Genomic DNA, 18,433 nt, shown 5'->3' on the forward strand with positions numbered 1-18,433 from the left:
GGACCGGCCCCGGGCCGCGGCCGGGGAAGGGGGAGTCGGCTCCGAACACACCGGCAGTACTCCACACCCTCCCAAAGCGGTTGGGTATCCGGTGGGGCCGGGCGTCGCGGGTCGACTCGGTTCGCGGGCGCCGGCGCGGTGACCCGCGGCCGATTCTATATCGCGCGATGGAGTTTACCTCACGTGGGCGGTCCTCCTCGCACGGCACGGATCCGCACCTGAATCGGGCGTATCACCACGGACTGGTCCGATAGCTGTCGTTCCGGGGTCGGCGTGCGAGTCGCACCGGGGGTCCCCCCGTGGTGCCACGGCGGGGAGGAGTGCGTTCCGTCCGCGCCACGGCGGCCGCGGTAGACCGCCGTCTGCGCGTTCGCGGGTCGGGGTTCGCGGTTCGACAGGCCTTACTCGGCCGGGGGGGAACGCCTCCCCATGAGTTCGGTTCCCGAGCGGTCGGATATCGACGACGAGTACAAGTGGAGCGTCGACTCCATCTTCGCCGACGACGACGAGTGGGAGGCGGCGTTCGCCGACGCGCGCGAGCGACTCGACGAGGTGCGCGCCTTCGAGGGGCGGACGACGGACGACGCCGCGACGCTGCTCGACCTGATGGAGACGTACGAGTCCGTCGCCCGCGAGGTGGCGCAGGTCGTCCAGTACGCCAACCTCCGGTCGAGCGAGGACACCCGCGACCAGGAGTACCAGGCGATGGCGTCGAAGGCGGAGGCGCTGAGTTCTGAGGCGTCGTCGGCGTCGAGTTTCGTCGAGCCGGAACTCCAGGAGTTGGAGTGGACTGACGTCGAGGCGTTCGTCGACGAGGAGCCGGCGCTCGCGGAGTACGACCAGTACTTCGACGACGTGTTGCGGATGAAGCCGCACACCCGGTCGTCGGAGGTGGAGGAACTGCTCGCGGACCTCAGCGAGGTGACGAACGCCGCGAGCGAGTCGTACTCGATGCTCGCGAACGCCGACATGACGTTCCCCACCGTCGAGGGACCCGACGGCGACGAGGTGGAGATCAGTCAGGGCAACTTCACGACGCTGCTCCAGAAGCCCGACCGCGAGTTCCGCCGGCGGGTCCACGAGGAGTTCTACGAGGAGTGGGCCACCGTCCGCAACACCGTCGGGACGACGCTCGCGAAGTCGACGAAGAAGGACGTCAAACTCGCCCGGGCGCGCAACTACGACACCGCCCGCGAGGCGGCGCTCGACGGGCCGAACGTCCCCGTCGAGGTGTACGACACGCTCGTCGACACGGTGGAGGCCAACCTCGACTCGCTCCAGCACCACGCCGAGTTGAAGCGGCGCGCGCTCGACGTCGACGACCTGGAGATGTGGGACCTGTACATGTCGCTGACGGGCGATGAGGGGCCCGAGGTGAGCTACGAGCAAGCCAAGGAGTACGTGGTGGAGGCGGTCGAACCGCTCGGCGAGGCGTACCAGTCGCGGATGGCCGAGGGGCTGGAGTCGCGCTGGGTCGACGTCTACGAGAACCGCGGGAAGCGCGCGGGCGCGTTCTCGGGCGGGTCGTACGACACGCAGCCGTTCATCCTGATGAACTACCAGGACGACGTGAGTTCGGTGTTCACGCTGGCGCACGAACTCGGCCACTCGATGCACTCGGAACTCGCATCGGACGCCCAGCCGTGGCAGGACGCGGACTACGAGATATTCGTCGCCGAGGTGGCCTCGACGGTCAACGAGACGCTGTTGACCAACTACCTGCTGGAGAACGCCGAGAGCGACGAACTCCGCGCGCACGCGCTCGACCAGTACCTCGAACGCTTCCGGTCGACGCTGTTCCGCCAGACCATGTTCGCGGCGTTCGAGCAGGCGATCCACGAGCGCGCGGAGGCGGACGAACCGCTCACGCCCGACACGTTCGACGAGGTGTACGGCTCGCTCAAGGAGGAGTTTTACGCCAACGCGACCGTCGACGACCACGTCCGCCGCGAGTGGATGCGGATCCCCCACTTCTACTACAACTACTACGTCTACCAGTACTCGACGGGCATCTCCGCGGCGGCGGCCATCGTCGACCGCATCGAGGCGGACGGCGAGGAGGCGGCGGCCGACTACCGCGCCGCCCTCGAAGCCGGCGGCAGCGAGTACCCGCTGGACGTACTCGACGTCGCGGGCATCGACATGACCTCGGCGGAACCGGTCGAGTCCGCCATCGCGACGTACGACTCCTACCTCGACCGGGCGGAGTCGCTGCTCGACCTCTGAGACCGCCGGTATCCGGCGGATCGGTGCGGGAACAAAAAGTTCCCGGCACCCAAAGCCACATAACCAGCCACCACTAAGCACGGCCGAGAAATGTCCCGGAGTCCGTCCCTTCCAGACCGCCCCCGCCTCGAACTCGACCCGGACATGAGCGAGGCCGAACGGCTGGAAGCCCTTCGCCAGCACTTCGAGCGTATCGTTCAGGTCAACGACGAACTGAACGATCGCCTCGCCGACGCGGAGGGTCGGCGGGAGGACCTCAACGAGGAGGTGAACGAACTGAAGCGCCGGAACGAGGCGCTCAAGACCTCGTCGCTGTACGTCGCCACCGTCGAGGAGATGAGCGACGACGGCGCGATCATCAAACAGCACGGCAACAACCAGGAGGTGTTGACCGACGTCTCCCCCCGGCTCAAAGACGAGTTGGAGGCGGGCGACCGCGTCGCGATCAACGACTCGTTTAGCGTCCAGACGGTGCTCGACAACGAGACGGACGCGCGCGCACAGGCGATGGAGGTCGACGCCTCGCCGGAGGTGACGTACGACGACATCGGCGGCATCGACGACCAGGTGCGCGAGGTGCGCGAGACGGTCGAGGACCCGCTGATCAACGCCGACCAGTTCGCGGCCGTCGGCGTCGAACCGCCCTCCGGTGTTCTGCTCCACGGGCCGCCCGGCACCGGGAAGACGATGCTCGCGAAGGCCGTCGCGAACGAGACGGACGCGACGTTCATCAAGATGGCCGGCTCCGAACTCGTCCGGAAGTTCATCGGCGAGGGCGCCCGCCTCGTGCGCGACCTGTTCGAACTCGCGGCCGAACGCGAACCCGCGGTCATCTTCATCGACGAGATCGACGCCGTCGCCTCCAAGCGGACCGACTCGAAGACGTCGGGGGACGCAGAGGTCCAGCGGACGATGATGCAGTTGCTCGCTGAGATGGACGGGTTCGACGAGCGCGGCGAGATCCGGATCATCGCCGCGACCAACCGCTTCGACATGCTCGACGAGGCGATTCTCCGCCCCGGGCGGTTCGACCGGCTCATCGAGGTGCCCAAGCCCGCCCCCGAGGGGCGCGAGCGCATCCTCGAAATCCACACGGCCGACATGAACGTGGCCGACGACGTCGACTTCGAGACGCTCGCGCTCGAACTCGACGACTACTCGGGCGCCGACATCGCGTCGCTCGCGACCGAAGCGGGGATGTTCGCCATCCGCGACGAACGGACGGAGGTCCGGATGGCCGACTTCGAGGCCGCCCGCGAGAAGGTGGAGAACGAGGGCGAAGGCTCCATCACCAACGACGGGTTCGGCGCCTACCAGTACTGAACCGGGCGGCGCGCACCCTCCTCTTCGCTTTCTCTCCCTCCACTCACTTTCTCTTCTACTCTCTCCGACTCGCTTCCCCTTCTCCCCCTCCGACTCGCTTCCCCTTCTCCTCCCGTTACTCCCGCCCGGGCGTGTTCCGGGTGTGGTCGGTCAGGTCGCGGAGTTCGTCGACGCGGACCTCGCGGTCGAGCGACGCCGAGGCGTACGCCGCGAGCACCACCTCGACCGCCTCGCGGGCGTCCCGGCCGTCGACGGCGGGGTCGCGGCCCTCCCGCACCGCGTCGACGAACTCGCGGACCTGCCCCTCCAGTCCCGTGCCGTGTGGCGGGTCGACCAGGTCGGGGTCGACCGTCTCGTCGCCGACGGCGAACCGGCCGGAACTGTACGAGCCCTCGGTCCCGTTCACCTCGACCCGCTCGCGCTCCGCTCCGCGGACGGCGGTCGTCGCCGTGATGGTGCCGCGACCGCCGTTCTCGAAGCCGACGCGCACGACCGCGAGGTCCTCACACTCCATGTCGTGTGCGAGCGTCTCCGTCGCGGCGTCGACGCGGTCGATCCCGCCGGTCAGCCACCCGAGGAGGTCGACGAAGTGGACCGCCTGCTGGAGGAGGACGCCGCCGTCCAACTCGCGGGTGCCGTGCCACCCGTCGTCGTAGTACGACTGCGGGCGGTGGTACTTGACGGCCGCGTCGGCGCAGACCAGGTCGCCGAACCGCCCCTCGTCGGCCCACCGGCGCGCGGTCCAGCGTTCGGGCGTGAACCGGCGCTGGAACACCCCGCCCAGGGGGACGCCGTTCGCGTCGGCGGCGTCGACCAGCCGGTCGACCCGGTCGATGTACACGTCCAGCGGCTTCTCGACGAGGGGGGCCACGCCCGCTTCGACCGCGTCGATACCCACCTCGGCGTGGGTGCCCGAGGGCGTACAGACGCTGACCGCGTCGAGGTCCTCCGCCGCCAGCATCTCGGCGTGGTCGGTGTAGCCGGTCGCGTCGTACGTCGCGGCGAACGGCCGGACGGACGACTCGCTCGTGGCCGCCCCGGCGACCACCTCGGCACCCTCGACGCTCGCGACGGCCTCCGCGTGGGTCGAGCCGTAGCCTCCGACGCCGACGACTCCGTACCTGATCGGGTCCGACATCTCTCCCGTAGTACGCGGCTCCGGGTCATCACCGTTCGGGTGTCCCTGTCGTCGACCCGCCCGCGTCGCTTCGACACCCACTTGCCCGCCGGCACGCGACGGTCGGGTATGGAGATACACGTCGCGGCCGGCACTGCCCGCGGCCGGACGGAGCTGGCGGCGTACGACGCCGCGCTCGCGGACGCGAACCTCCACAACTACAACCTCGTGACGGTGTCGTCGGTCGTCCCCGCTGGCGCGAGCGTGCGGGTGGTCGACGAGGCGCCGCCGCTCGGCCCGCCCGGCAACCGCCTCACGGTGGTGCAGGCGCGCGCGGACGCCACCCCCGCCGACGCCCACGAGACCGAACGCGCCGTCGCCGGTCTCGGCTGGGCGACCGGTCCCGGGCCGGGGCTGTTCTACGAGGCGACCGGCGCCGACGCCGACGTCGTCCGGCGGACGGTCGAGGAGGGGTTGGCGGACGGCCGGGCGCTCCGCGAGTGGGAGTTCACCGACGAGGAGACGCTCGTCGCCGAGACCGACACCAGCGCGGACGCGTACACGGCGGCGGTCGTGGTGGCGGCGTACGGCGAGAGCGAACCCGTCGCGTGAGGCGTGTGAACGCGCCTCGGACGCCGACGCTTTTATACCGGGATACCCCCTACCTCGGTTCGACCTGATGAACGGCAACAACCCCTATGCGGGGTCGCCCGGCGTCGTCGAGGCGGGCCAGCCCGAGAAAGTCGACCTCTCGACCGACCAGAAGGACGCCCTCCGGCAGGCGGTCGCGGGGATCGTCTCGCGTACGCAGTCGTACCTCCCCGACAGCTACGCCGTCGGCTCCGAACTCTCGTACGGCGCCAACGGGGCGCAGGCGACCGTCGCCGTCCAACCGCCCGTCGGTCGCGCGGTCAGCGCGGGGTTCGCGCCGGATCTCGAGGAGATAGAGACCGGACTCGACGAGACCGACCGCGACGAGGTGGCGCAGGGACTCGCCGCCAGCGCCGCCGCGCAGGTGATGAACGCGGTCGGCGACGACATCGAACCCACCGCGCGGTAGCTTTCGGCTCCCGACTCCCGGATTCTCGACCCGCAGTTCGACCCCTCAGCCGTCGGTCCCGACGGGCGTCCGGTAGAACGGCCCGTCCCCACCGCCAGCGCGGAGACGACTCCGCCGGCGGCCACGATTCGCGTCGGCGGCGCGGACGAGAGCCACGCCCGCCCCGCGGCCGTCGCCAGCGGTACGAACGGGAGCAAGAGGTCGTACCACGACGGCTCGGGTTCGGACACGAGCGGGGTCCGTCACGACGGCCCGCCGGCACTCGGTTACCCCCGCCCGTCCGGCCGTCAGTCGGCTACTCCGCTGGGCCGGCACGGGGGCGGCTCACACGTCCGCCCCGGCCGGGGAGGCGCGCTCCGGGTCGGACCGGCGCGCGCGGTCACGCTCGCGTCCGTGTCCGCGCCCGCGCTCTCGGTCGACCGGCGCCCGGTAGAACAGCCCGTAGCCCACCACCAGCGCCGCCGCCGCGCCGCCGGCGAGTACGCCCGTCGCCGTCGACACCGACAGCAGCCACGCCGCGCCGACACCGCAGGCGAGACACGCCGGCACGAGCGCGAGCACCAGGTCGTACGCCGATACCGATGGAGTTCGGATAGGGAGAGTACGGTGGTTCACGAGCAGTCACCTCCGAGTGAGTGTACGGCCGGCTGTCACTTCAGAATTTCGCTAGTCATCGGCTCACGGGCGTCGAGCAGTTCGCTCGGAGTCCGAGAGACGACGAGAGCGGACGGAGGTGTACACGTCGGCTACCCCTCTCGCCTCCGCTCACTTCCCCCAGAACGGTTCGCGCTTCCGCCGGATGTCGAGGTAGGCGTTGAGCGCCTCCAACTCGTCGGCGCGGATCTCCGAGGAGAGTTCCTGTTCGAGGATCTTGGCGTGTTTCTCGGGCACGTCGATCCACAGTTCGTCGCCCTCCTCGATCCCGCGGCCGACCGTCGGGCCGTCGATGGCGACGGAGACGCGTTCGCCCGCCTGCGCCTCGTCGACGTCCTCGCCTTGGTTCTGGATGCCCGAGAGGCCCCCCACCCGCTTGGCCCCGCCGTCCTCGAACTTCACCACGTTGCGGTTGTTCTCGACGGTGCCCGAGACCACCTCGACGCCGACCACCGCGGGGTCGTTCTGGCGGAACGTGTGGTCCTGGAGGATGCGGAAGCGCGCGGGCCGGTGGATGTTGTCGAGCACCGTCTCCTGTTGGGCGCGTTCGAGTTCGTCGACGTACGCCTCGTACTCGTCGACGAGTTGGTAGATCACGTCGTCGGCGAACAGGCGGACGTCGCTCGCCTCCAGGTCCTCCTCCGCGGCGGAGAGCACGTCGACGTTGAACCCCAGGATGACGCGGTGGGTCTCCTCGTTGGCCGTCTCGGCGACGGTGACGTCCCGCGGCGCGACGTCGCCGACCTCCGCGCGGAGGATCGGGATCTCGGCCTCCTCTAAGGCGTTGGCGACGGCTTCGAGGCTGCCGAGCGTGTCGGCTTTCACGACCACGCCGTCGTCGGCGGTCTGGACCTCGATCCGCGCGAGTTCCTGGCGCACCTCCTCGATCACGCTCGCCTCGTCGTCGCCGCGGACGACGCGGACGGGCGCGCCCGCCATCGCGCGGTCGAGGTCCGGCGCCGCGATCTTCACGCCGGCGGCGGCCGACAGTTTCTCCACCTTCTCGAACTGCTTCTCCGTGCGCATCTCCGCGTTCGGCCGGGGGCGCAACAGCGCGCGCACTTCGGTCACGATCGGGTCGTCCTGCCCGCCGACGACGACGGTGTCGCCCGTCCGGACGGTGCCGTCGTACAGCACCACGTCGAGCGTCGACCCGAAGCCGCGCTCCTCTTTCACTTCGAGGACGGTCCCCCTGCCCGGCCCGGCGATGTCGACCGCCATCTCGTCTTTCATGTACCGCTGGGAGAGCCCCATCAGCACCGCCAGCAGGTCGGGCACCCCCTCGCCCGTCATCGCCGAGAGGGGGACGACGCCGACGTTCTTCTGGAAGTTCTGGACGCGCCAGTAGAAGTCGGCCGAGAAGCCCGCGTCCGACAGTTGGCCGATGAGTTCGTAGAGGTTCTCGTCGAGCCGCGAGCGCGCGCGCTCGGACTGGGCGTCGTAGCTCTGCTGGATCGGGGCGTCCTCCTGGGGGTTCCACCCCGGGGTGGTGTCGACCTTGTTGGCGGCGACGACGAACGGCGTGCCCGTCCGGCGGAGGATGTCGATCGCCTCCTCGGTCTGCGGCTGGAAGCCGTCGTTGACGTCGACGACGAGCACCGCGATGTCCGCGAGCGCCCCCCCGCGCGACCGGAGCGTCGTAAACGAGTGGTGGCCCGGCGTGTCGATGAACAGCAGGCCCGGCAGGTCGAAGTCCGTCGGGTCGACCAGCGCGCCCGACATCTCGGAGATGGTCTCCAGCGGCACGGCCGTCGCGCCGATGTGCTGGGTGATCGCGCCCGCCTCGCCCTCCTGGACGGCCGACCCCCGGACCCGGTCGAGCAGCGTGGTCTTACCGTGGTCGACGTGACCGAGCACGGCCACGATCGGCGTGCGCAGCGACCCGGCGTCGGCCATCGGCGTTCCGTCGGCGTCTGTGTTCGTATCTGACATGGCGAATATCCCCCGGAGAAGGTCCTTACACACCCGTAGGTCCCGCCGCCGAAGTAAGGGCTTCGACTCGTCGGGGGCGCGGTCGGTCCCAGGGTCGGCGCGCTCCGCGGGTCGCTCCCGGGTCGCGACCCGACGCTGTCGGCCGGGCGGCCGCCCGTGGTCGCGCCGTTCCCGGCCGCCGGGCGGCAGCGTGGCGTTTATCATGGTCGCCGAAGTGTGACGAACCATGGCAGACATCCTCGCCGAGAACCTCTCGGGGAAGGCGGTCATGGGGTCCGACGGGACCGAACTCGGGATGCTGTACAACATCTCGATGGAGATGAAGACGGGGTCGCTCACCGACCTCCTCGTCACGCCGAACGACGAGATCACCCCCGGCGGCGTCCCGTTCGATACCGACGAAGCCGGCCGGTTCCACGTCCCGGTCGACCGCGTGCAGGCCGTGAAAGACTACATCGTCGTCCGAACCTCGTAGGCGACCCTCCACACACACCACACCCAGACCGCATGCAGATCCTCGATTCTTCGGCGTTCATCCACGAGTACCACACCGACGAGCGCACCGCCTCCATTCCGATGGTCCACGAGGAGTTGGAGGGGGAACACGCCTACCGCTTCGACGCGATGGAGGGGTCGGGAATGCGGATCCACGTCCCCGACGCGGAGACCGTAGAGCGGGTCCGCCGCGCCGCCGGCGACACCGGCGACGCGGGCACCCTCTCGGAGACCGACGGTCGCCTGATCGCGGCGGCGTTCGAACTCGACGCGACGCTCGTCACCGACGACTACGCGATGCAGAACGTCGCGGACAAACTCGGCGTCGCGGTCCACGTCATCGCGCGCGACGGCATCGACGAGACCCGCGAGTGGACGTTCCAGTGTCAGGGCTGCGGCCGCGAGTTCGACGAGGACCGCGACCGCTGTCCGGTCTGCGGGAGCGACCTCTCGCGGAAGAACCCGGCGTGAGCCCTCCGCGCGGCGCGGATCACACCGACGCGACCCGGGCTCGGCGCCGACGGATCCGGGATCAGACTAGGCCGGTCTCGTTCGCGTACCGGAGCGCGTACAGCGTCGCGTTGTACAGCCCGTGTGCGAGCGCCGGCACCACCAGCGTCCCGCGCGCCTCGTAGAGGAGGCCGAGCACGCAGCCCAACAGGAACGCGACGGCGACGTACGCCCCCTGTTCGAGAGGGGTGCCGTTGCCGGCCCACGCGTGGATCACGCCGAACAGCGCCGCCGCCACGCCGACGGCCGCGGGAGCGGGCAGCGCCCGCCGGAGTTCGCCCTGCGCGACCCCGCGGAAGACGAGTTCCTCGCCCGGCCCGACGAACAGCACCGACACCGCCACCATGTACAGGTAGTAGCGCGGCGCACCCTCGCCGGGCGAGAGCGCCTGGTTCTCGGCGACGCCGATACCCACGGCCGACAGCGCGAACAGCAGGGCGTACTGGCCGACCAGGAGCGCGACGGTGCCCGCGAGTCCCCACCCAAGGTCGGCCGCGGTCGGCCGACCCAGTCTGAGGACGCCGCGGTCGCCCGCGTACGCCACGAACAGCAGCGCGGCCGCGGCGAACCCGACGAACTGCCCGACGGTCCGGACCACGACGAGTTCGGGCGAGTCGGCCACGAGCCCGAGCGCACGCCCGGCCGACGCCGCCGCGGAGACGAACACCGACCCTGCGACGAGCGCGGCGACGACCGCCAACAGCGCCTGTCCGAGGCGGGTCGCGACCGCTTGGAGGTCGGTGTCGACGCCCCGGTCGACTGACTCGCCGCCCATCGGTCAGTCGATCTCCAGGCGCCGCTTGTCGCGGACCGCGTCGGCCTCCGCGAACTCGCCGCCGCCGAGCAGTCCCCGCGCCGCCTTCTTCCCCCACTCCACCGCGGGCTGGGTGAACGTCGACACGTCCGCGAGTTCGCCGTACAGCACGCACGCCGCCTCCATCGCGTACAGGAGTTCGCCCAGCCCGCGCTCGTCGACCCGGTCTACCTCCAGCCGGACGTTCTCGCGGCCCGCGGCGGCGAGACTCGCCTCCGTCGCGCGGAACTCCGCGTCGAGGAGTTCGCCGAGCGACGACCCGCCGAGGTACGACAGCCCCTCCAGGTCCGTCTCGGGGATCGGGGTGTCAGACCGCTCCGTCGGGCGGACGAGCGTCACCAGTTTGTCCGCGGGCCCCGCGCGGTACAGTTGGAGTTGGGAGTGCTGGTCGGTCGCGCCGAGCGCCCGCGCGGGGGTCTGCCCGCGGCCGTCCTTCCCGAGCGACTCGGCCCACAGTTGGGCGAACCACTCCGCGAACCGTTCGAGCGACTCGGCGTACGGCATCATCGCGTCGACGGCCGCCCCGCGTTCGGCGAGCGCGTACGACGTCGCGCCGTAGGCGTACGCGGGCGAGTCGTACAGCGACCCCGAGAGCTTCTCCGCCTCCGCGGCGCCGCCCGCGAGGAGCGCCTCGATATCGTGACCCGACACGGCGGCCGCGAACAGCCCCACGGGCGACAGCGCCGAAAAGCGGCCCGGAACGCCGTCCGGCACGTCGAGTGCGGGCAGGTCGTGTCGGTCGGCGAGCGACCGGAGGTTCCCCTCCGCGCCGGTCGTGACGACGGTCCGTTCGGTCCAGTCGACGCCCGCATCGTCCATCGCCTCCCGGACCACGAGGAAGTTCGACAGCGTCTCCGCGGTCGTGCCCGACCGGGAGACGACGTTGACGACGGTCTCCGAGAGGTCGACCCGGTCACAGAGCGCGGACACCCACTCGGGGTCGACGTTGTCGAGGTAGTACGCGTCGACCGGCGAGTCGAGCGCGTCGGTGATCGTCGCCGCGCCGAGCGCGCTCCCGCCGATACCCACCGTGAACAGGCTCTCGGGGTCGAACCCGGCGGCGACTCGCTCGACGGGGTCGGGGTCGCACGTCTCGGGCAGGTTCAACGCGGCGTAGCCGTGCGCCCCGTCGGCCCGGCCGCGCTCGACCCGTTCGTGGGCGCTCGCCACCCGGTCGTCGACGTCGTCGAGCGCCGCCCGGTCGAGCCCGAGCGCCCCGTCCAGCGCGTTGCCGATGTCCGCGTGCATACGAACTCTGGGGAGGGCCGGCCCGAAAACCGTTACCGTCCGACGGGGTCGCGCGGACTCGCGGGGAGAGTCGCGACCCGGCGGGCGCCCGGCGCGTCGCCCGCGTGACGCGGGGTTTAGGGTCGCCCGCCGCGTACCCCCGTCGATGACGGAGGAGTCACGCCCGGCGGGGACCGCCGACGCCGCGGAGTCGGCCGACGCGGCCGACCCGGACCGCGAGCGGTCGTACGGCGGCGTCGTCGGCGCGTTCCCCTACGCGTTCCGGTCGAGCGAGTCGTGGCTGTTCCGGTCGTACGCACTCGTCGGCGGCGCCGCCGCGGCCGCGCTCGCGGTGCTGTTCGCGCTCGCGCTGGTCCAGTTGATGGGCGCCACCGCGGAGGCGCGGTTCTCCGTGGTCCGCGCGTTCTTCATCCTCGTGGGGCTTGCGGCCGTCGCGCCGACGGTCGGGCCGGTGCTGTTCGTCGCGCGCGCACACCGCCGCGGCGACCCGGTCCCCTCCCGGGCGTACGACGCCGCGCTCGGGGTCGCGGGCTACGTCTTCCTGCTCAGCCTCTATCTCGGGGTGGTCGCCGCGATGCCGGCGACGTTCCAACTCGACGGCGAGACGGTGGCTCGCCCGCCGCCGTCGGGCGCGTTCGCGCCCGCGGTCGGGTTCCTCTACGCGCTCCCGTCGGTCGCGGGGCTGGTCGTCCCGACGCTCGGCGCGGCGCTCGTCGTCGGGGTCCACCGGCTGTTCCGGTCGTGAGTCCCGGCGCGGTCGTTTCCCCTCTCACCGAACGCTGTTCTGAACCGCCGTGTACATCTCGTCGAGTCCGATCCCGAGTCGGCGCTCCAGTCCGAGCATGACGGCCGCGTACACGACCGCACCGGTGATGACTAGGAGGATCAGTTCGGCGATAGCAGGTACGCCGACGATCCGGTCTCGCACGAGAAGCACGACTCCGCCCATGACCGCACTCCCGAACAGGGGGAACGAGAGGAGACGGGCGAACGCCCGGAACTCGCCGTCGACGCTCCGGACCGCGGCGTAGCTGGCGACCGGTGCCGCGATGCCGGCGTGTCCGAGGACCACGGCCGCGACCCCCGGGAGCCCGAACCGCTGTGCCGCCGGGTAGATGAATGGGACGAGTAGCGCGAGCTTCAACAGCCGGACCTTTGTGTCGAGGTCGGGGCGGTTGACCGCGCGGAACAACGGGACGGTCGCCGACCGAAACGACCGGAGCGCCGCGTACGCCGCCAGCAACTGCATCGGGACGACGGCGGCACCCCACCCCGAACCGAGCACGACCGGGACGAACAGCGGGGCTACGACGCCGATCCCCACGGCGGCGGGAAACGACACCAGCGTGATCAGCCGGACGGTCGTGAAGTACCCCTCCCGGAGCGACTCGACGTTCCCCTGAACCTTCGAGTAGGCCGGGAACGCGACCCGCTGTATCGGGTGGGTGATCTCCGTGGTCGGGGCGTTCGACACCCGGTAGGCGAGCTGATAGACGCCGAGCGCGTACGACCCGAGTGCCCACCCGACGAACGCGTCGTCGCCCTCGTTGATCAGGAACATCAACGCCTCCGATCCGAACACCCACTTGCCGTAGTCGAACAGCTCCGCTGCCGCCTCGCGGTCGAACCGCGGGCGGGGGCGATACGGGTGGATCGCGTACGACGCGGCGGTCGAGACGACCTGCGAGGCGAGGGTCGCGAACACCAGTGCCCACACCGACCGCGTCGCGTAGCCGTACCCCACGCCCACGAGGACGAACGCGACCCGCCCCGAGAAGTTGTACGCCACGTCCCGCCGGAAGTCGAGGTCCTTCACGAAGTAGACGACGCCGGGATTCGTGACCCCCTCGACGAGCGGCAGGAGCGCGAACACTCGGAGGATCTCGGCCACCAGCGGCTCGCCGAAGAACGACGCCACCAGCGGGGCCGCGAGAAACAGGACCGCGGCGATCAGGAGCCCGCGGACGAGTTCGACCGTCCACACCGTGTCGAGGTAGGCGTCGACGTCGTCCTCCCGTCGCTGGATCAGCGCGGTGTCTAACCCGAGTTTGGTGAGCCGACGGAGCGCCGAACGCGTGACCAGCGCGAGTCCGAGTATCCCGAACGCGGTCGGGGCGAGCAGGCGCGCCAGGAAGAGCACGGTCCCCAACTGGAGGAGGCGGTCGGCGACGTTGTACAGTCCGAGCCACAGCCCCCCGGTGACGGACCGGTCGGTGATGTCCTCGCCCGCCGAGAGCGCGCGTCGAACCGCCGCCAGGAGTCGCTTACCAGGCGACACTGAACGGTTCTCCCGGCGCGTCGTCCGAACGCAGTCCTGGCCGGCTCTCGCCGTCACACCGGGCGGACGAGCCGGTATCCGACCCGCGGGACCGGTCGCGGTCCGCGACCCACTGGGCGTGTCTGACGGCGACCGCGACCGGAACGTAGTCGACCCCGAGGAGTTTGGCGATCGAGAGGCGGTGGCGACCTGTCACGAACAGGGGGTGGCCGTCGCGTCCGATATCGACCAGGATCTCGTTCTCCATCACCTGCCGGAGGGTCAACCGCTTCTCTCCCCGCGCGTTGAGTTCGCGCATCGACACACAGCCACGCCCGCGCATATCCTCGTAGAGCCGGTCGAGCTTCCGACAGTGGGCGTTGATCTCGTCGACGGTCGAGCAGTGCTGCCAGACGGAGCCGCTTGTCCCGTCGTCTCTCGCTCGAGCCGCCACTTCGCGGACGAACTCGGTCTCTTCCCACGGGACGCCGTCGTCGAAGTGCGCCTCCAGACACTGGTACACCGGGGCATCCTCGAACCGGTCGCCGAGGTAGACCGACGGCTCCGGTCCCTCGTAGGAGGGGTCGACCGGCGGGCGGTCGCGGCGGTCCCAGTCACCGTCCATTATCCGGCCGATATCGCTCCACCGACCGGACCAGACCGGGAACTCTCGACCGGTAAAGCGCGTGATTCGCGTCGGGTCGACGCGGACGAGACCGAACGGGTCGACCGGCGGGTCGACGTAGTCGGACGAGGCGTACCGGAGGTGTCGGTGGACTGCGGGGGCGACCCGCCAGTAAGCGCCGGCGACGGGCGTGTCCAGTACGGCGGCCCGGAACGCCGGGCCCGCGAGCGACCCTACCACCGGGAGGTCGAGCGCGGTGGCGGCGGTCCCCGTCAGTGCCATCCGCGCTCGCCCACTCGCCATCTCCACCGCACACGAAACCGCTCCTCCAGGACGACGAGGTCCCTCACTCGGTGGTCAAGTGCCGACGCGAGGTCGAATGCCGCCATCGTCCCCCGCTCCATTGCGCTATATATTCAAACTTGTGAAATGACGGCTGTGGAGGCGCGCCCACTGCGCTTCCGGGGCCGTACGGTCGATCGGTCGACCGACGACACGAACCATCCCCACCGGTGTTCCCCTCCCGTTCTCGGCGCCACCGCCGGTAGTGTTCCCCCCGTGCGGCGGTCACGGACCACCGTGTTTCGGGTGTCGTTCGACGGCGCACTCACTCCCAGGCCCGACGCGGCGGCTCGCCGGGATCAGTGGGGGTGGCCGGCGTCACGCTGTCTCGACTTCCACCGCGAACTCGTAGTCGCCCGCGCCCACGTCGACGACCAGTTCACCGTCCGCGCGTTCGACCGCCCGGACGCCCGGGCGCTCGTCGACCGGGTCGCCAGCCTCGGTGACCGCGGCGTCGGCCGCGCCCGGGAGCCGCACCGTCGCCCGCGTGTTCCACGGAACGGTCACCGCGAGGTCGTAGCCGTCGCGCTCGCCCCCCTCGTCGTCGCCCTCCGTCCGCTCCCACGCGACCGCGAGTTCGCCCGCGCGGGTGTCGACGCTCGCGGAGACCCACGACAGGTCGTCGACGAGCGACGGCGCGACGGTGACGCGCTCGGTCGCCGGGCGGTCGTCGAACCGGATCCCCGCGAGCGCCTCGTAGAGGAACTCCGAGACGTGGGTGAACGGCGAGTGGTTGAGCGAGTTCATCCCCGAGCCGACGCTGTCGTCGGAGTCCCATCGCTCCCACACCGTCGTCGCCCCCTGTTTCACCATGTACACCCACCCCGGCCGCTCGGGCTGGCTCGCCACCTCGTAGGCGAGGTCCGCGTAGCCGTGGTCCGCGAGCGCGTGTAACAGCGCGCGCGTGCCCAGAAAGCCCGTCTTGAGCCGCCGCCCGTCCGCCCGCACCGTCTCGGCGAGCGTCTCGGCGACCGCCGCCTCCTCGCCGTCGGGAACCAGCCCCACGAACAGCGGCACCGCCGTCGACGCCTGCGTCCCCGGCTCGTAGACCCCCGCGTCGGCGTCGAAGTAGCGGTCGTTGAACGCCTCTTTGATCCCCGCTGCCCGCTCGCGGTACGTCGCGGCGTCCGCCTCGTTCCCGACCACTGCCGCGACCCGCGCGAACGTCTCCGTCGCGCGGTAGTGGAACGCGGTGGCGAACAGTTCGACCGGGAGTCCCCGCCGGCCGTCCGTGTTCTCGAACGCGAGCCAGTCGCCGTACTTGCCGTACCGCTCGGGCACCAGCCCCTCGTCGGCCACCGCGTGCCAGTAGTCGACGTACGCGCGCATCGACTCGTACCCCTCCCGGAGCACCGCCTCGTCGCCGTCGTGCCGGTAGAGGTTCCACGGCACCGTGACGCGCGTCACCGACCACGAGGGGTCCGCCGGGTCGGTCCCGCCCTTGTCGGGGACGACGTCCGGGACGTACCCCATCGGCGACGCGGCGTCGTCGTGGTCCGCGAGCCACTTCTCGCCGAACCGGAGCGCGTCGAAGTTGTACAGCAGCGCCCGGTTGGACAGTTGGGCGTCGCCGGTCCACCCGAACCGCTCGTCGCGCTGCGGGCAGTCCTCGGGCACCGAGTGGGTGTTCCCCCGTAACCCCCAGACCGCGTTGTGCTGGACCCGGTTCAGGTCGGGGTTCGAACACGCGAACTCGCCGCGGCGGTCCATCGCGGTGTGGACCGCCTTCGCGGTCACCGTCTCGGGGTCGAACCCGTCGGGCGCGCCCGACACCTGCGCGTACCGGAAGCCGTGGTAGGTGAACCGCGGTTCGTACGTCTCCTCGTCGCCGCCGCGCGCGACGTACGTGTCCGCCGCGTCCGCGGTTCGGAGGTCCGTCGTCGAGAGGTCCCCCTCGTCGGTCAGCGCCTCCGCGTGCCGGAGGGTCACCTCGTCGCCCGCGTCCGCGCCGCCGAGTTCGACCGCCAGCCAGCCGGTGAGATTCTGCCCGAAGTCGAGTATCGGTCCCGCGGGGTGGTCGTGGACCGCCTCCGGTTCGAACGTCTCGACGACGCCCATCGGCTCGATCCGCTCGGGTTCGAGCGCGCCGCCCGGCGGGTCGACGACCGCCGCCTGGTCCCAGTCGGCGTCGTCGAACCCGGGCTCCGCCCAGCCGTCGCGCTCGCGCCGGGCGTCGTAGCGCTCGCCGTCGTAGATGTCGTTGTCGACGACGGGGCTCTCGGCCGCCCGCCAGTCGCCGTCCGTCGTCACCGTCCGCGTCCGCCCGTCGGCGAGTTCGACCACGAGCGTCACCCGCGCGCGCGGCGCCCCGTCGGCGACCCAGTGGGCGCTCCGCTTCGAGAACCATCCCCGACCCAGCCACAGCCCGAACGCGTTCGCTCCTTCCGATACGCGGTCGGTCACGTCGTGGGTCGTCGTGAGCACGCGCCGCTCGTAGTCGGTCCACGCGGGGTCGAGCCGTCGTTCGCCGACCCGCTCGCCGTCGACGTACACCTCGCCGTAGCCGACCGCCGCGACGTGTGCGCGCGCCGAGCGCACCGCGCCGTCGAGGTGGAACTCGGTCCGCAGGAGGGGGGAGGTGGACGCGAGTTCGGACTCGGGCGCTCCCCCCGTCAGGTAGTCGCGGCCCCACGCCTCGCTCTCGACGGACGACGAGGCGGTCACCGGCCGTTCGGCCGCCGCGTCGCCGTCCCCGTCGGCGGTCCGGACCGTCACCCCCGCGAGCGCGAAACAGCGCCACGGCTCCGTCTCGGCCGTCCGGCGGCCGTCGCCGCCCGCCCACCCGCTCGACCCGGGCGCCACCCGGTCCAACTCGGTCGCGGTTACGCGGACGTACCGCCCGGTCGCGTCGGCGTCGTGGGTCCGCGACCGGGTCGGGTCGGGGTCCTCCGCGCCGTCCGCGTCGCCCGTCTCGTCCCCCTCGGAGTCGAACGCGCCGCTTTCGGGGTCTGTCGGTCCCACCTCGGCGACGACCGTCGCGTCCGCGAAGTCGGCGTCGTCGGCCACCTCGACCCGGTAGGCGTCGGGGAAGCCGAACCCGGCGACGGCGCTGTCAGACCACGACTGCCCGACGACCGCGCCGTCGGGCGTCCGGACGACCGTCACCGGGTCCGCCGGGTGGAGACCGACCGCCGACACCGGGCGCCGCCCGCCCAGGTCGACCGTCACCCGTTCGGCGCCGTCCCAGTCGTCGGCCCGCCACCGTCCCCGCCACCCGTTCGCGTCGCCGCTCCCGGGCTGGTGGGCGACCCACTCGCCGCGCCACTCGGTCGGCCGGAGCGCGGTCGCGAACCGCGCGGGCTCCGCCCACGCCGTCCGCTCGCCCGCGTCGGTCCAGACGGCGACCGACCAGTGGTACGTCCCGTCGCCCGCGAGCGGCGGGCCGTCGTAGCGGACGCCCGCGAACTCGCGGGAGTCGACCCGCCCCGAGTCCCACACGTCGCCGCGGCCGTCGGCCACCGCGTCGGCGTCGCGGCCGACCACGACCCGGTAGGCCGACTGGGCGGCGCCGCGCCGGTCGGTCGCCAGCCGCCACGAGAAGCGCGGGGCGGCCGTCGGGTCGACGTTCTCGGGGGCGGACTCGTGTTCGACCCGCAGGTCGGTCGGCCGTCGGTCCGTGTCGGCGCTGCCGGAGATGCCGGAGGTGTCGCTCACGGGAGCCACACCGCACCCGCGCTACTAACGTGTGGGGGACGGACCCACGCCGCACGACCCGCACTACGGCCGCCGGGTCGGGCTCCCGCCCACGGGACGGAACTAATCCGGACGTGATACGTCGCGTCCGGCCGCCACGACGGCGACGTCGGCCGGTCCGCCGTACGAGCCCGATA

The 18,433-nt window shown here is 71.3% G+C and carries 15 protein-coding genes; 7 read left to right on the forward strand and 8 right to left on the reverse strand.

Going from position 1 to position 18,433, the window contains the following annotated elements; translation table 11 throughout:
* Positions 1-429 precede the first annotated feature (429 nt).
* Both pepF and pan2 read left to right on the forward strand, forming a co-directional pair.
* Positions 430-2,226 (forward strand): oligoendopeptidase F, encoded by a 1,797-nt coding sequence (gene pepF / locus K933_RS14605; RefSeq protein WP_023395518.1) that lies wholly within the window; start codon positions 430-432, stop codon positions 2,224-2,226.
* Between the two features lie 90 nt (positions 2,227-2,316).
* Entirely contained in the window at positions 2,317-3,549 is a 1,233-nt protein-coding gene (gene pan2 / locus K933_RS14610) for a proteasome-activating nucleotidase Pan2 (protein ID WP_023395519.1), read from the forward strand.
* A 115-nt stretch (positions 3,550-3,664) separates the two neighbouring features.
* Here pan2 and K933_RS14615 read toward each other — a convergent pair whose 3' ends face one another.
* Entirely contained in the window at positions 3,665-4,687 is a 1,023-nt protein-coding gene (locus tag K933_RS14615) for a Gfo/Idh/MocA family protein (protein ID WP_023395520.1), read from the reverse strand.
* 108 nt (positions 4,688-4,795) lie between these two features.
* Here K933_RS14615 and K933_RS14620 point away from each other — a divergent pair, with 108 nt between their 5' ends.
* Positions 4,796-5,278 carry a pyruvoyl-dependent arginine decarboxylase gene (locus K933_RS14620; protein ID WP_023395521.1) on the forward strand — a complete coding sequence of 161 codons (483 nt, stop codon included), beginning with the start codon at positions 4,796-4,798 and terminating at the stop codon, positions 5,276-5,278.
* 67 nt (positions 5,279-5,345) lie between these two features.
* Entirely contained in the window at positions 5,346-5,726 is a 381-nt protein-coding gene (locus K933_RS14625; RefSeq protein ID WP_023395522.1) for a DUF5811 family protein, read from the forward strand.
* A gap of 324 nt (positions 5,727-6,050) precedes the next feature.
* Here K933_RS14625 and K933_RS14630 read toward each other — a convergent pair whose 3' ends face one another.
* On the reverse strand, positions 6,051-6,341 hold the full coding sequence (locus K933_RS14630; protein WP_152529842.1) for a hypothetical protein: 291 nt from the start codon (positions 6,339-6,341) through the stop codon (positions 6,051-6,053).
* 150 nt (positions 6,342-6,491) lie between these two features.
* Positions 6,492-8,312 carry a translation initiation factor IF-2 gene (gene infB / locus K933_RS14635; protein WP_049947898.1) on the reverse strand — a complete coding sequence of 607 codons (1,821 nt, stop codon included), beginning with the start codon at positions 8,310-8,312 and terminating at the stop codon, positions 6,492-6,494.
* A 226-nt stretch (positions 8,313-8,538) separates the two neighbouring features.
* On the opposite strand from infB, the gene K933_RS14640 reads away from it, so the two are divergent.
* Together K933_RS14640 and K933_RS14645 are read left to right on the forward strand one after the other, a co-directional pair.
* Positions 8,539-8,787, forward strand: a complete 249-nt coding sequence (locus tag K933_RS14640) for a PRC-barrel domain-containing protein (RefSeq protein ID WP_023395525.1) — start codon at positions 8,539-8,541, stop codon at positions 8,785-8,787.
* A 32-nt stretch (positions 8,788-8,819) separates the two neighbouring features.
* Positions 8,820-9,278 (forward strand): NOB1 family endonuclease, encoded by a 459-nt coding sequence (locus tag K933_RS14645; protein WP_023395526.1) that lies wholly within the window; start codon positions 8,820-8,822, stop codon positions 9,276-9,278.
* 61 nt (positions 9,279-9,339) lie between these two features.
* On the opposite strand, the gene K933_RS14650 is transcribed toward K933_RS14645, so the two are convergent.
* Both K933_RS14650 and K933_RS14655 read right to left on the reverse strand, forming a co-directional pair.
* Entirely contained in the window at positions 9,340-10,092 is a 753-nt protein-coding gene (locus tag K933_RS14650) for a CPBP family intramembrane glutamic endopeptidase (RefSeq protein WP_023395527.1), read from the reverse strand.
* 3 nt (positions 10,093-10,095) lie between these two features.
* Positions 10,096-11,379, reverse strand: coding sequence for a hypothetical protein (locus K933_RS14655; protein WP_023395528.1), 1,284 nt, complete (start codon positions 11,377-11,379; stop codon positions 10,096-10,098).
* A 145-nt stretch (positions 11,380-11,524) separates the two neighbouring features.
* On the opposite strand from K933_RS14655, the gene K933_RS14660 reads away from it, so the two are divergent.
* Complete coding sequence (locus tag K933_RS14660; protein WP_023395529.1) at positions 11,525-12,124, forward strand: hypothetical protein; 600 nt, start codon at positions 11,525-11,527, stop codon at positions 12,122-12,124.
* Between the two features lie 24 nt (positions 12,125-12,148).
* On the opposite strand, the gene K933_RS14665 is transcribed toward K933_RS14660, so the two are convergent.
* The 3 genes from K933_RS14665 to K933_RS14675 all read right to left on the reverse strand — a co-directional run bounded on the left by K933_RS14665 (position 12,149) and on the right by K933_RS14675 (position 18,257).
* Complete coding sequence (locus K933_RS14665) at positions 12,149-13,657, reverse strand: lipopolysaccharide biosynthesis protein (RefSeq protein WP_023395530.1); 1,509 nt, start codon at positions 13,655-13,657, stop codon at positions 12,149-12,151.
* On the reverse strand, positions 13,644-14,543 hold the full coding sequence (locus K933_RS14670) for a hypothetical protein (protein ID WP_023395531.1): 900 nt from the start codon (positions 14,541-14,543) through the stop codon (positions 13,644-13,646). The genes K933_RS14665 and K933_RS14670 overlap by 14 nt, the downstream gene beginning before the upstream one ends.
* 378 nt (positions 14,544-14,921) lie before the next feature.
* Entirely contained in the window at positions 14,922-18,257 is a 3,336-nt protein-coding gene (locus K933_RS14675) for an alpha-L-rhamnosidase (protein WP_023395532.1), read from the reverse strand.
* Between the last annotated feature and the right edge of the window lie 176 nt (positions 18,258-18,433).

Source organism: Candidatus Halobonum tyrrellensis G22, from assembly GCF_000495475.1.
Lineage (GTDB): Archaea > Halobacteriota > Halobacteria > Halobacteriales > Haloferacaceae > Halobonum > Halobonum tyrrellense.